Below are 14459 nucleotides of genomic sequence, written 5' to 3'. Positions count from 1 at the left end.
AAAAACAAAACAAACGCAAACGAACGTTTCGCGTTCGCTGCCTAGATAGGTAGCCGTCGGCCCGCACTTTTCCTGCGAGGGCGGTCACCGGCGTCATGAAAGCAGGAGTAGTGTTACTAAGCGCCTAGTAAGTAACGCGAAAATAATAGGCTAGCGACATCCTGAGCCTGTCGGAGGGCGCAGGAAAGGGCGAATCACCAAATCACCGACTGCACTCGGAGAAGCCCTGATCAGCATGCCTTCGGACGGTGGGTTCAACTCCCCCCGCCTCCACCAAATAATCTACCATCTATTGATAGAATTTGTTCTGTCGGTGGGTGGTTTTATTTTTACCCAAAAGCCCAGCAATAAAGCCGTTCCTGCTATTTTAGAGGAGCGGCTTTTAACATTTACAGGGTCTAGTTTGGCGGCAATAAGAAACAACCTCTGCATTATACCATGAAGCATACAGGGGTTATCGTTGAAAGTTAGAAGGGGTGTGCATATTCTGGGTCAATCGTTGAAAGATTGGATAATCGTAAAAAGATAGATTATCACTATGGAGTTGATACTCCCCGATTTAGCTATATAGCTACCCCCATTTTTGAACATCTGCTATCAGTCCTCCCGCACAGCGTCTGAATCAAAAATCCTGTCCAATTCTTCGTTTGATGTTACGCCGCGGACCTTATTTCTCACGCTCAACTTGCCCATATCCAAACGATAGAAGTGGTCACGTCTGTCAGCACCTTTCGACTTGCGGATAAGCTGAATGCGTCCGAAATGTTCGCCGTGCTTCTCAGCAAACTTCGCAAGTCCTACCGCCTTGGGATAGTTGTCCTTTCTACTTGGATCGTGCGGCTCAAGCACATCAAACACATATCCATGCGCTTCGGCGCGGACGACAAGCAAGTCAGGGAACATAGAAGTGGTTACACCACCGACATCATACGGAATTTCTAAAGACCACTTTTTACGGTCGAGATTGCGAAGCCAAGCAACAGCACCATTTTTCAGCTCCTCTTTTATAAGGCCGCTTTCCCAGTCGTTCAAGCTTGCTCTGAAATCACCGCCTTCCAAGGGGATATACAAATGGGCATCGAATGTTTCTGTGTTCTTTCCAAGAGAAAAATCTATGGACTGGGGCAAATCCCAATCAAGGGCAATTGGTGTAGTGGAGGACAGTGCCAGCTTCTTATATGTGTCCTTCCGTTCCTCTCTGAGTTTGCGGAATGCAGTCTGAAACATATCATACAGATCGTTGAATTGCTTACTAGCGAAGCTTTCAAGCCGCTCCATAGCCCCATTGTCGCTTACAAGAACGATAATTTCTGTCTTGACTTCATCCGCATTGCGTCTGCTGTGGCGAACCCAGTATTCTTTGTGCAAACCTTCGCCGAGTATTTTTCCCGCTCTCTCGAACAGGTTTGTCAGGTCTAGCTCAGACAGTGCAATAGTTTCAGCCATATCCGCTGCTTGATACGGTGTATTGTTGTCGTAATCAATGGTAAGTGTGCGAAGGGCAAAGCTTGTCACGGCTTTCTCAATTTCAGCGAACTTGCCGCTTTCTTTTAGCGCAGCTATCTCTTTTTCAAACTCCTGGAGAATCTTCTTTAGAGTATTCTTCCGTGCTTCAGGCGCAATCATATCCTGCGTAAGCGCACGGGCAAGGGCGATAAGCCTCCGAAGAGCAGGCTGTTTCCTCGCTGAATCTATGCGGTAAGTAACCAAATCCATATCTTTAAAGATGTCAGCAAAAGCAGGATTTCTTCTGAGCGTTATAAGTTCCTTATGTGTGCCGGTTTCGGCAGGAACAACTGCTTCGCTGTCATGAAGGGCTTGCTCAACCATCTTCACCGTTTCCGTATCGAAGAACGGCAGAAACAGACTGACATTGTTAAGTTCGGCATCCGACTCAATTCTGCGGGCAAGTGGTGTGCGAATCATACGCCCAAGCAGCTGGGCGATATAGGTATAATCGCTTGCATGGCGGAAGGACATCATCGTTTCAGCACGCGGACAATCCCAGCCTGTGGAAAGGTTCATCTTAAAGAAGACGACCATTACCGTTTTATTCTCCTCAATGTGAGAGGCGTCTATACGGTAGATGTTCAAATCCCGTACCTTTATGGTTTCACGGTCGTTGAATGTATGTACAACTTCACCCGGTTGAAGTTTGTGGCCAAGGGATTCTTCAAGAACATCTATACATGCACCTAAGTCTGTCTGCGTGATTTCCTGCCCATTTCCGTCCTCTACCTGGACAACAAGGATTGGTCTTACGGGGTCCTTGATTTCCTCATGCTCACAATAAGCCGACCAGCGTGTGCACTTTTGTCTCCAGTTTACGACCGCCTCTTTGAACATCGTCATATCCGCGTTGATAGCGATGTCGGGGAAATGGATGATAATCCTGTCTTTAAGCAAGCCGGACTCCCGCACATCCTCCGGTGGCACGATTACCTTCTGGATGGTGGAAGTAGTATCCGCAACGAGCTTCTGAAAACGCTGCGGTGTGGCAGTCACACCGATAACGAGCGGCATTATCGGGAGCCCATCCTCTTTGCTCCCTTTGATGAATTTCTGCATGATTGACTGCGCCTTATTTTCTGCCTGGATGGACGTGAACGTACCCCTGTGGGCTTCGTCAATCACGACATAGAAGGACTTTGGCTGACGCGCTGCTGTGTTGGCGAGGGTCTCCCAAATTGTGTACTGGCGCAGGTCTGACTTCTGCGTCAGCAGTTTGTCAGAGCCGAGTTTCTGCGTGTTCAGGAAGTAAATCCCTCCGCCTGCGAAATACTCCGCATCAAAGCTCGAGTCAATGACATGGATGTCTCTAGTTCGGAACTTATCGGACTTGCTCTCAATTTTCAGACGGGTCTGCTCATTCAGTTCCGGCATATCCGAAAGCCAGACAAAAACAGAATCTGGTTCTGCCACGCCATAGGCATGACCAAATATGATGTCCTCGAACAGAGCAGTCATAATGATGGTCTTGCCCGCACCTGTGGGAGCGGTAAACGAGATGACCTGCGGGTCTCTCTCGCTCCATAGAGTATGTGCTTTCTGTATCTTCTCGTGCAAGTCGGCAAGTGCCCTTTCTTGGAAAGGAAATAGTGTTGCTCTCATAGGTTGTTCCTCCTGCTTCCGATAACGAAATTATCAATATAGTCTCGATACAACTGATAGGTTCGCTTTATTCCTATGCCATTCGACATCTCCCTGAACGCCTCCTCAGAGTTCGTGACGAAGTAAACCGTGCTAATGTTGCCCGCCTCAAGCAAAGCATCAGCAAATTTTCCATAGCAGTCCTCGTCCAATAGAACTGCGAAAGAATTCTGAGTCAGAATCAGCATATCCGGGATATCCACGCCGTCCAGTTCTGGGCGCTCGCCGATTGCTCCTGCTTTTAACCATAGGAGAGGCAGTATCTCACAGAACTGTTGGCCGAGCGACACACTGTTCTTATCTAAAAAGCCGAGTTTGAAGTATTCTACATTGGCAGAGAAGCCATCGCTCATTGGACGTTTCAACGGCTCAGTTATTGTTAGCGTGCCAAGCAGTTCAACCACTTTTGCTTTTATTTCGTTGAAAGTCCTTTTTTCACTTGCCACTATGTACAAATCAGTTATATGCTCCTGCTCCTCAAGGGCGACAAGCCACTCATTCGCGGCTTCGGGATCAAAAAGCACGGAGGCGTTATGTTTCTCTGATACAACGAATCGACTGTCGGTATTTACAAGCGACTGAGGCAACTTATCTTTGCCGATGAGGGCGACGATCTGCTTCTTTGCAGCATGAGTAAGTGCGGCGGGGTTTTCCACAAACCCAAGCTGATAAAACGATCGGTTGATTTCCTTACTGGTTGTCTGACTTGTGTAATACTCACCTGTCAGCTTTATGCCATCGGCACGTTTGCCGAGGATGCTATATTCTGTGCGCGGCCAAGTCACCGAGCGACAGATTCCACGGCTTTCCCATTCAGGGTCGCCAGGCTGGTACCCCGCCTCTTTCAATTCCCGAGCCTCAGCTTCGGACACCTCGTTATTTGTGACAAGAATGCAACGACGTTTGCCGCCGTCTTCGGCGTTCAGCAGGTTAACTGCGTGGAGCGTCGTACCGCTGCCAGCGAAAAAGTCGACGACCAGGGCATTGGGGTTATCCTTCACAGAAGCATACAGACATTGCAAGACAGCATATAGGGATTTGGGAAAGTCAAACGCCTGACCCCGACCCAATATTGTGGTAAGCAGTTCTGTGCCATGCGTACTTGCATCGAGATGGGAACCCGTCCACACTGTTTTGTATTTTTTTGAATCCCTCTCTCTAAGTTGGTAGTATACTTGCCAGCCGTATTTCTGCTCGCGCACAGAGAGTTTTCCTAACTCCATTTCGCTTTTTGCTCTCGGTGCCGCATAATGCCAGTTCTTTTGTGTGCCATCCTCATCAATGGGCCAGATAACACTTAAAGAATTATCGGGGTGCCTCTCCTTGACATCATCGGGAACATCATAGGATGGTTCCTCGTCAAGTGGGAGATATTCTCCTATCTCAATCACACGTTGTTCGGTGGTGTCAACGTATATTGGATAGAATTTCTTGTGTCGTTGTGCGCGAAGTGAGCCGGAGCCAGTACGCCTCAGATTGCGAGTTTCACCACCAAGGCCGATGGTTGTTTCTTCGCAAATAACATCCAGTCCATGCCTCACCAAGAAAAGCGCATACTCGTTTGACTTTGCCATATTTTTACCGCGTCTGCCGCGCTTGCTATGTTCGATAGTTACGATAAACCTGTCGTACTCTGGGAAGATCTCCAGCAAGACACAGTCTAAATGGGATAACTCATTATCATCAATAGTGACAATGAATATCCCTGTTTCTTTTAGTAGGTGCTTTGCAATCAGCAGCCGTTTCTTCATCATTGACAGCCACTTGCTATGTCTATAGGCATCGTTAGAATCCACATAATCGTTGTTGTATTTCCAATCCCTTGCCCCGGTATTATACGGTGGGTCAATGTATATGCAATCCACCTGTCCCTCATAAAGGTACTCCAAAAGTTGGAGGGCATGATAGTTGTCAGCTTCGATAATGGTATGCCACAGGCTGTCGCCGGGTGCGTTTTCCACCTTGTCGATAGGTTCAAGTGAAGGGAAAATCGGTTCGCCGAACTGTGCCACGGAAACAAGTTCACACAGTGGGATAGCTGCCGTCTCAAGTGTGGTTTTATTTTCACACACGGCATCTTTACCATCAATTTTCCTAATGGTGTATATTTTGTCCATCTTGCCTGTCTTGCGGGCAACGGTTGAGCCGAGCTTAATGGGAACGTTGTAAAGGGGGGTGCATTCGGGGACATGTTCCTCGAACACCAGGCCAAACTTCTTATTCTTACTTATACGGTTCACTTCCTCCGTAAGCCGCTCGCGGAGCGTCGGGTCGGTGATTTGTTGTAATAGATTTCTAATAGCCGACATAGGGTTCCATCTCCTTATTCTTCGTCAGTTTGCTGTTTAGTTTCCGCTTTTTCCTTGGACTCAGGTTCAGCAGTCTGCCGACTCCAAGAAGTACCGAACAGTTCATTGCCAACAGACAAGCGCAGAACAGCCGCTTCCTCAAGCGTGCGGAAGGTTTTTGGTGTGTAGGAATCCGCTTTATCAAACGCGATGAACACCTGCTTGCCCTGTTTACTGCTTTCTTGGTACAAGCCGAGTATCTGCTCAAAGTCGGCATCCTCTATGCGTTTAACAATGCTCGAATCGTGAATTAACGCAGGAAGAGGAGTTAAGGCAAGCATACTCAGATCGAAAACAACTAGGCCCTTAAATGCCGTGCCCTCGCTCTTATCGTCTGGGGTCTCAAACTCAAAAGTCTTATCCGGTCTAAGCGTCAATTCGGGTGCTGCTCTATGACCACCTGTGATGATGTCGTTAATCCGTTTCATCTCCGCGTTCACGTCAGCCTGTGCGTTAGCAAGAGCATCTTCTTGACGCTTGCGAAGACTCGTTAACAAATACTCAATTTCCTTGCGCTTTTCTATCTGAGCCATTTCATTACGCAGGGCTTCATTCTCTTCCACCAGATTGTCTATTTCTCGGGACACGCGGGCGTATTGCGTGAGAATAGATTGTGAGAGCGACTTAGCTATTCCTGAGTCGGTAATCTGTTTTTCGTATGATGCAATATCAGCGTCTATGTATTCAATCTGCGGGGTCAACCGCGAAATTTCCTCTTCAATGTCCTTACGGAGGAAGCCGTTAATCTTTGCATGGAACGTTTCAACGTCAATAAAGGCATCGATTTTGGCGTAAGGGAAAAAACGGAGCAGAGCCGAGAAGTCTTTATTCAGTACCCCGTTGCTGTCGGGCATATTGTTGCGGATGGCATTAAGCTGTGATATCAGACGGCTCTTTCGCCGGTTTAATTTGCCCAATTCTCCTTTGATTTCCGCGAGACGTTCCGCTTGTTGCGGGTCTATGCCCAAAGCACGCAGATTGGCTTCCTCATTCTGTTTGCACAGTTTCTCTCTACGACCTTCCAAGCTTTCTATCTTTTCGAGGTTCTCAGAAATCTTAGCTGTGATGTCTGAGACGGAGCGCTCGGCTTGTTTACTCAGCTTAATACCGTAGCTATCCTCGGCGGTTTTAAGGTTCTGGATGTCCTCAAACCTATCTAAAAGTTTCATAAGGTACTCGACAGCCGTCGCCATCGATTCGCGCTCGCCCTGTAGAGGCTTATGTTCATTGTGGTTTCCACGTCCGTAGATACGGAAGAATCGCTCAACAATCTCACCGAAGGTAATATCACGTAGGCATATCTTATACTCGTGAAACAGAAACTCGCGGTACTTAGGTATGGGTATTTCCTCGATAACGTGAAATTTGCTGTCACAACGGTTCACTACAGAGGGGCGGCTTGTACTTCGGGAAAAGAAGTATGGTAGGCCGTCAAACTCAAAGACGAAGTTTATGGTGTGATGCCCGATATGGGTGATAACGTCCTTGGCAGATTTTGAGTAGTTGTCCCCGCCGAACGCAAATTCCAATATCAATAGGAAGGTAGACTTGCCAATGGCATTGCTACCGCCTGAACTGCCAAGGACGACGTTAAGGCCGGTGCGGAAGTCTTCCGGCTGGGTTTTGAACTTATCACACGTTATCCGCTTTAACATAATGGAGCACCTCCGTTCCGTCAGGTATTTCTATTCGCCCAAGTATGTACAAACAATCGAGGGCATCAAGGAAGATACTTATCTCCGACACCTTCGTCCGTGTTGCCTCGAGCAATTCATGCGGGGTCATATCCCGCTCTTCTAATTTCTCCAAGATAGGCGTGAAAAGGGCAATGACACTATCGGAGAAAGAATTAACTTTGCTTGGCATTCTCATTGAACAAATCACACCTTTTCACTAAATATCCAACAATAATCTCACAGGCGTCTTTATGCCTCTGACCAACTTGTGAGTATAAATTCTCGACCAACAGGTTGGAAATATACTCCTGCGGGTCGGTTATATCTGTCTTTTGGCGTACGCCATTTTCGAGAAGCATAGAAGCGGATTTCATTAGCTCCCCGAACATATTCGTATCAAATCCAATTTCCTGTTCGAGGTGAGCGCATATACTCTTTACGGTTTTATACAGGCGAGCCATGCTCGCATTAATTTTGTCTTTAAGAAAAGGCTCTTGAATCTTACGCTCAATCTCCACCAAATCCTTAATGTCTGTTGGCTCTAGTCCTTGCACATTTTTAATTTTATGTACTTCACGCAGCACAGCTTCAATTTCATCTTGAAACCTAATACCGGATATTCTGTCAAGAAACGCCTGCATGTCAGCGCAGCGACGTTTGTTTTCGAGCAACTCCTCTATTTCAGTCTCCGACATCACAGGAACAAGCTGCGCACATCCATCCGTACATAGAACTACTGCATTTTCGTAAGACTCCGACTCATTTGGTGATTGCTTCAAATAAACAATTTCACAGTTCCCAATCGGAACCTTTCCACGCTTTGGAATACCCAGTTTCTTGCCACATTCTAGGCAGTTCCCGTTTGCTTCGGATAACAGCGTCACAAGCAAGGAATCATTCTGTTTCGAAGGCGGAGTTAGCTGGTTTATTCTGTCAACCACAAACTCCGCTACATTTTCTGCAAATTCTTCTCCGTATTTTGTACTTTCCTTTACAGCAGAAACCAAGGCAACTCGTTTTACCTCGGCATCTTCAAGCAGTTTTATCTCTCCTATACGGGGCGTGAACGATAGTACATACTCGCGGTTGATTGACTTTATCGTAGCCTTGCCGCTCCGGTTCGTAGTGTTGGTGGCGGTATATAGAAAAACACCCGCCAAGAACGAATGAAAGCAGAATTCGGTTTGTGACGCCAACTCTTTCTTTGACGTTCCACTGACCAATTCGACTTTCGTATCATCATCGATGCCCAGCATTTTCTTGCCGACCTTTACAGGATGGTCGTTAGCGATGATGTCCTTGAGAGAAAGGATTATCTGCTTTGATAGATTTCTGTCCAGCAGACTGAGGACATTATCCCGGAAATAGACAACTACTTCTTGCGGGTTAGCTTTTCGGGCTGGGCCGGTGACATCTTTAGGAAGGTTTTGTTCGCACCGCAACAACTTTGATGAAGCATCCTCTCTAACCCTATCCGGATTTTCCTGTCCGGCAAATGTAAATTCAAAATTGGGGGCAACAGAATGAAGCAGTGTTTCGCACAACTGCTTGTTATCAACGTTGACTGCCTTGCATGAAACAAGGACAGCCAAGTATGAGCCAAAGCATAACCTCATACCGAACCCCTCCATCTCAAATCAAAACTTTAGTCTATTTGGTGTCCTCGTCGACGTAATCGACGATGTCGCCGATATTGCACTTAAGTGCCTTGCATATACGTGCCAGAACATCCATGCTAACCGGAAGATCTTTGCCTAATTTCGCCATAGTCGTAGTAGTTAAATCAGTCGCTGCCATCAAATCCTTCTTCATCATTTTTTTGTCGATCAGCAACTTCCATAGCTTGTTGTAACTGAACGCCATATTACCGCCTCCAATGGAATTACTTTCACGTAATAAGTATAGCACATTGCTACTAAACTTAAAGGTTACATCTAATAACGCGTATTTTTCCTTGATACAAATATATTCATGGCCGATGTTGCAAAAGTTGATGATAATTCGCTACTCACACACTATGAGTTAGCTACTCCCGCTCCTCCAGGGGTATTCCAAAAGTCTGTATGCTGTTATTGGGAAACCAATAGCAGCTCTTTTTATGGACTTGGAATAACTTAAATACGGTAAAAAAAGGAGGAAGTAGCAATGGGTATGGAGGTTACGACATCTTGTACTCCCGTGGATGGAGGATGCCAGTATGCATGAAGTCCAAAACCTTGACAAAAAGCGAGTGTGTGACATGAGTGCAGACGCGAGAACAATTGAAATACGAAAGAAAGACTGTATAACCCGAATCACATCAAATCCTAACGGTACATTGAACATCACCCATGAACGTATCAAATCTGCTGTTTAACTAAGACCTCTCCCAAAAATCGAATAGAAATCCGCGAGAGCGCTAGACGACAGTGCGGATACCCGTTATAGGGTATCGCCCTGTCGTTTTTCTTTTCGCGGATGAAAAGCGGCTCCTGCGGATTTCAAAGCCAAAATTTGAAAACCAAAGGAGTCAAAAAGCATGAGAATTAGCTACCGAGACGCAGACGGCAAAATCATCGAACTGGAAGTATCCGAGGAGGTCGGAGTCTTCTATCTGGAGTCCGTGAAAGCGGAAAAGAGCAACGACCGGCGCAACAGCCGACCCGACCGACACACGCAACTCAGCACCTTCAATTACGAGGACGCGCGTTTCTTCTCTGATGGTACGGACTTACCTGCTGAACTAATAAGTTCCGAGACAATCGGCCATGCCATGTCGCAGCTGACCGAACGCCAGCAAGATCTAATTCGTAAACGCGTGTTAGAAGGCTGGTCCTATACTGACCTCGCCGCCCTTGAGGGGAAAGATGAATCGGCCATCCGCCATGCAGTGAACCGTGCCATAGCCAGACTTAGAAAATCTCTCCTATAGACCGTCCGTTTTCCCCTCCGCAGGTGCTATAGGGTGAAGGCACACAAAATCAGCCTTCAGAAAGGTAAGGTGGCTCACATGAAGCACATGCTTAAAATCAGTGTTTCGAAGGAGCCCCAGGACGGAGGGATTGTCGGCTGTCGCAACGTCACCTTGCGGGAAAGGCTGCTGCGCCTTCTATTAGGCGAGCAGCGCAGATTGACGGTGATTATCCCCGGCAACAGCGTGAAAGAGCTGTCCATTGTTGAGGAAGGGGGTGAAAAGCTTGAGCAAGATTAAGCTGCTGCATGATGTAGTCAATAATCTGCGCTCCCTTGCAGATAGTGTACAGGCGGTTGCGGATGCAATGGCGGCAAACGAGCCTGTTGAAAGCGCCCTGCCGGAAACAGCCACGGCACAGGTAGCAAAGCCTGCGACAAAGCCGGTAACGCTGGAGCAGGTGCGGGCAGCACTGGCCGAAAAGAGCCAGCTAGGGTTCACGGCAAACGTAAGGTCACTGTTAGAAAAGTACGGTGCGCCGAAACTTAGTCAGATTGATCCGGCAAACTACGCGGCGCTGCTGGCCGATGCAGAGGCCCTGAAATGAGTGCGGAGAAGCAGCATGCACTGCTCTCGGCTTCAGGTGCCCATCGCTGGATGAACTGTCCACCGTCAGCGCGGCTGGAGCGGGAGTTTGAGGACAACAGCGGAGAAGCTGCCGCCGAAGGCACATCCGCTCATGCACTGGCAGAACACAAGCTGCGTAAGGCCCTCAAACGGCGCTCAAGAAAGCCCGTCTCCAAGTACGATTCCGACGAGATGGACGTTTACACAGATGGCTATGTGGAGTTTATCCAGGAACTGATCGCCCTGATAAAGCAGGACTGCGCTGACCCAGTAGTGCTTATAGAGCAACGCCTGGACTTCTCAAAGTACGTACCTGACGGATTTGGCACGGGCGACTGTGTAATTATTTCCGATAGGACGCTTCACATCGTGGACTTCAAGTATGGTCAGGGTATTTTGGTCAGCGCAGAGAGCAACCCGCAGATGATGCTATATGCCCTTGGTGCCCTCGAGCTCTTCGACGGCATCTACGATATCACCTCAGTGTCTATGACCATCTATCAGCCACGGCGTGAGAATGTCAGTACCTTTACCATGGACAAGGAGTCCCTCTATCAGTGGGCCGACGAGGTCCTCAAGCCCATTGCCAGCCTTGCCTTCGAAGGCTCGGGAGAGTGCGTCCCCGGCGAGTGGTGCCGGTTCTGCCGTGCGGCGGTGAAGTGCCGCGCGCGGGCGGAGGACAACCTTAGCCTTGCCCGGTTTGAGTTTGCACTGCCACCGCTACTCTCGGACGGAGAGATTGAAGAAATCCTCGCCAAACTGGATGACCTTATATCCTGGGCGAGCGACATCAAGGCATATGCTCTGGAGGCAGCGGTCAGGCACGGCAAGGAGTGGCCGGGTTTCAAGCTGGTGGAGGGACGCTCCAACCGCAAATACGCTAACGAGGAAGCAGTGGCCGAAGCCGCAAGAGGTGCAGGCTACCGTGATATCTACCGCCAGAGCCTGATCACACTCACCGAGATGGAGCGGCTTATGGGCAGAGACAACTTTCAGGCTTTACTCGGCGGCCTAATTGAAAAGCCGCCTGGTAAGCCAACTCTGGTCCCGCTATCGGACAAGCGTCAAGCAATCAACACATCTGCTATAGATGAATTTAAGGAGGAGAAGTAACCATGTCAAACAACGCAACCCGTATTAATCCGAGTCCCGCCAAGAATCCCACAAAGGTGGTCACCGGGGTCGTCCGCCTCAGTTATGCCAATGTCCACGAACCCAAGAGCATCAACGGCGGAACGCCCAAGTACAGCGTCAGCCTAATCATCCCCAAGAGCGACACCAAGACCCTCGCGGCCATCAACGCCGCTGTAGACGCCGCCATCGAGGAAGGGCGCGGCAAGTTTGGGGGCAAGATCCCGAGCAAGTCCGCCTTGAAACTGCCGCTGCGGGACGGCGATATTGACCGCCCGGACGATGAGGCCTATGCCGACAGCTACTTCGTGAACGCCAACAGCAACTCTGCGCCAGAGATCGTGGACAAGTCCCTGAACCCCATCATGAGCCGTTCTGAGGTCTACTCCGGGGTCTATGCGAGAGTAAGCGTGAACTTCTATGCGTTTAACTCTAACGGCAACCGCGGTGTTGCCTGCGGACTGGGTAACATCCAGAAAGTCCGTGACGGTGAGCCGTTGGGCGGCCGGGCCAGCGCAGCGGATGACTTCACAACTGACAGCGATGGAGACGACTTCCTCGGCTAATGACATATACGGTGAGCAGGGCGGCGAGAAAACTTGCCGCCCTGCTCAGATATGGAGGGTTTATGAAACATCTCAGTGTGGATATTGAAACATTTAGCGACCGTGACCTGTCGAAGTGCGGCGTCTACAAGTACGCCGAATCCCCCAATTTTGAGATTCTGCTGTTCAGCTACTCCGCTGATGGAGGCAATGTGCATGTAGTCGACATAGTGGGCGGAGAAAAACTGCCCCGTGAAATAGAGAAGGCTCTGGTAGATGAAAGCGTAACTAAGTGGGCCTTTAACGCGCAGTTTGAGCGGGTCTGCCTGTCAAGATATTTAGGCCACTGGCTCAGGCCCGAATCATGGCGCTGCACCATGGTGTGGGCGGCGTATCTGGGCCTTCCGCTATCTTTGGAGGGTACGGGCGCAGTGCTGGGGCTGGAGAAGCAGAAGCTCAAGGAAGGTAAAGACCTCATCAGATATTTCTCCGTCCCCTGTAAACCCACGAAGGCAAACGGTGGCCGGACACGCAACCTTCCCTCCGATGCGCCGGACAAATGGGAGCAGTTTAGAGCTTACAACGTCCGCGACGTGGAGACAGAACAGGCAATTCAGGCACGGCTCCATAAGTTCCCCGTACCGGAGGACGAGTGGCTAACCTACATTCTCGACCAGTATATCAACGACCGGGGCATCCAGCTGGACTTGGATCTGGTCGCACAAGCAATCCGCTTTGATGAGCGGTCGCGGGCTGAGCTAACCAAGCAGATGATGAAGCTAACTACGCTGGACAACCCCAACTCGATTGCTCAGATGAAGGCATGGCTTGCGGAGCACGGGATGGAAACCGATACCCTGGACAAAGCGGCAGTCAAGGAGATGCTCAAATCTGCGCCACATGACCTCAAGCAAGTGTTGGAGCTGCGGCAGTCACTCGCTAAGAGCAGTGTGAAGAAATACACGACAATGGGCAACGTTGTCGGTAACGATGGCCGGGCCAGGGGGCTCTTGCAGTTCTATGGCGCGAACCGAACCGGGCGCTGGGCTGGCAGGCTGATTCAAGTGCAAAACCTGCCCCAGAACCATCTGCCGGATTTGGCCGAGGCTCGAAACCTTGTAAAAAGCGGCAGTTTCGAGATGCTAGATGCGCTCTATGATTCCGTTCCCCTTGTTCTGTCGGAGCTTATACGGACAGCATTTGTGCCCCGGCCAGGCTATAAGTTCATCGTAGCCGACTTCTCTGCCATTGAAGCCCGCGTTATCGCATGGCTGGCGGGCGAGACATGGCGTAACGAGGTGTTTGCCACTCACGGCAAGATTTATGAGGCGTCGGCAAGCCAGATGTTCCAAGTCCCTATTGAGGAAATAACCAAGGGAAGCCCGCTCAGGCAAAAAGGTAAAATCGCGGAGTTGGCGCTTGGCTATGGCGGCTCAGTCGGAGCTCTGAAAGCTATGGGCGCCCTGGAGATGGGGTTAGCCGAGCATGAGCTGCAACCGCTGGTGAATGCGTGGAGAAGCGCCAATCCCAAAATCGTGAGGCTCTGGTGGGATGTTGACAAGGCGGCGATGACCGCGGTCAATGAGCGAACCAACACACAAACCCACGGCATCCGGTTTGAGTACAGAAGCGGCATGCTCTTTATTGTGCTGCCCTCCGGCAGGCGGCTGGCCTATGTGAAACCGAAGATCGGGCAGAACCGCTTTGGCGGTGAGGCGGTTACCTATGAGGGAGTAGGCATCAGCAAGAAGTGGGAGCGCATCGAAAGCTATGGCCCCAAGTTCGTGGAGAACATTGTGCAGGCAATTTCCCGGGATATCCTTTGCCATGCCATGCGGCGACTTGACGCAGCGGGGTTTTCCATCGTCATGAGCGTTCACGATGAGGTGGTTATAGAAGCGCCTCCGGAGGTGTCTCCAGACGATGTCTGCCGCCATATGGCCGAAACCCCGTCTTGGGCGGAGGGGCTGCTGCTTCGTGCCGAAGGCTTCGTGTGCCCATTTTATAAAAAAGATTGAGGACTTTTTTCTTCAGACCGTCCGAATGCGTCCTTCCCCCTGGCTGTATAGTGAAGGCCACAGCAAACTGAGCC

11 protein-coding genes and 1 other RNA gene are annotated in these 14459 nt (G+C 49.7%); 7 read left to right on the top strand and 5 right to left on the bottom strand.

From position 1 onward, the window contains the following. Window positions 1-276, top strand: a transfer-messenger RNA (tmRNA) gene (ssrA, locus tag KGZ66_08570); the annotation flags it as partial. A gap of 321 nt (window positions 277-597) precedes the next feature. Here ssrA and KGZ66_08565 read toward each other — a convergent pair. From KGZ66_08565 to KGZ66_08545, 5 genes are all read right to left on the bottom strand, one after another. Then, the gene (locus KGZ66_08565) at window positions 598-3111 is read right to left on the bottom strand and encodes a DEAD/DEAH box helicase family protein (GenBank protein ID MBS3985647.1); all 2514 of its coding nucleotides are present in this window, start codon (window positions 3109-3111) and stop codon (window positions 598-600) included. After that, complete coding sequence (locus KGZ66_08560; protein MBS3985646.1) at window positions 3108-5459, bottom strand: site-specific DNA-methyltransferase; 2352 nt, start codon at window positions 5457-5459, stop codon at window positions 3108-3110. Before KGZ66_08560 ends, KGZ66_08565 begins: the two co-directional genes overlap by 4 nt. Window positions 5460-5473: 14 nt before the next feature. Beyond that, window positions 5474-7153 (bottom strand): DUF2326 domain-containing protein, encoded by a 1680-nt coding sequence (locus KGZ66_08555; protein MBS3985645.1) that lies wholly within the window; start codon window positions 7151-7153, stop codon window positions 5474-5476. 194 nt (window positions 7154-7347) lie between these two features. Continuing rightward, on the bottom strand, window positions 7348-8790 hold the full coding sequence (locus KGZ66_08550) for a hypothetical protein (GenBank protein MBS3985644.1): 1443 nt from the start codon (window positions 8788-8790) through the stop codon (window positions 7348-7350). A 34-nt stretch (window positions 8791-8824) separates the two neighbouring features. Continuing rightward, window positions 8825-9037, bottom strand: a complete 213-nt coding sequence (locus KGZ66_08545) for a helix-turn-helix transcriptional regulator (protein MBS3985643.1) — start codon at window positions 9035-9037, stop codon at window positions 8825-8827. A gap of 655 nt (window positions 9038-9692) precedes the next feature. Between KGZ66_08545 and KGZ66_08540 the strand changes: the two genes are divergently transcribed. The 6 genes from KGZ66_08540 to KGZ66_08515 all read left to right on the top strand — a co-directional run bounded on the left by KGZ66_08540 (window position 9693) and on the right by KGZ66_08515 (window position 14385). Beyond that, the gene (locus KGZ66_08540; GenBank protein ID MBS3985642.1) at window positions 9693-10085 is read left to right on the top strand and encodes a hypothetical protein; all 393 of its coding nucleotides are present in this window, start codon (window positions 9693-9695) and stop codon (window positions 10083-10085) included. 78 nt (window positions 10086-10163) lie between these two features. Beyond that, window positions 10164-10364 carry a hypothetical protein gene (locus KGZ66_08535; protein MBS3985641.1) on the top strand — a complete coding sequence of 67 codons (201 nt, stop codon included), beginning with the start codon at window positions 10164-10166 and terminating at the stop codon, window positions 10362-10364. Beyond that, complete coding sequence (locus tag KGZ66_08530) at window positions 10351-10671, top strand: rRNA biogenesis protein rrp5 (GenBank protein ID MBS3985640.1); 321 nt, start codon at window positions 10351-10353, stop codon at window positions 10669-10671. Before KGZ66_08535 ends, KGZ66_08530 begins: the two co-directional genes overlap by 14 nt. Continuing rightward, a complete protein-coding gene (locus KGZ66_08525) occupies window positions 10668-11804 on the top strand; it encodes a DUF2800 domain-containing protein (GenBank protein MBS3985639.1) in 1137 nt (378 codons plus the stop codon). The genes KGZ66_08530 and KGZ66_08525 overlap by 4 nt, the downstream gene beginning before the upstream one ends. A 2-nt stretch (window positions 11805-11806) precedes the next feature. Then, window positions 11807-12388: a DUF2815 family protein gene (locus KGZ66_08520; protein ID MBS3985638.1), complete on the top strand. Its 582-nt coding sequence runs from the start codon at window positions 11807-11809 to the stop codon at window positions 12386-12388. Between the two features lie 62 nt (window positions 12389-12450). Continuing rightward, window positions 12451-14385 (top strand): DNA polymerase, encoded by a 1935-nt coding sequence (locus KGZ66_08515; GenBank protein ID MBS3985637.1) that lies wholly within the window; start codon window positions 12451-12453, stop codon window positions 14383-14385. The last annotated feature ends 74 nt before the right edge of the window (window positions 14386-14459 follow it).

This window comes from Selenomonadales bacterium, from assembly GCA_018335585.1.
Taxonomy (GTDB): Bacteria; Bacillota; UBA994; order UBA994; family UBA994; genus UBA994.
Note: the sequence above shows the minus strand (reverse complement) of the source record. Positions and strands in the feature narration are given on the sequence as shown.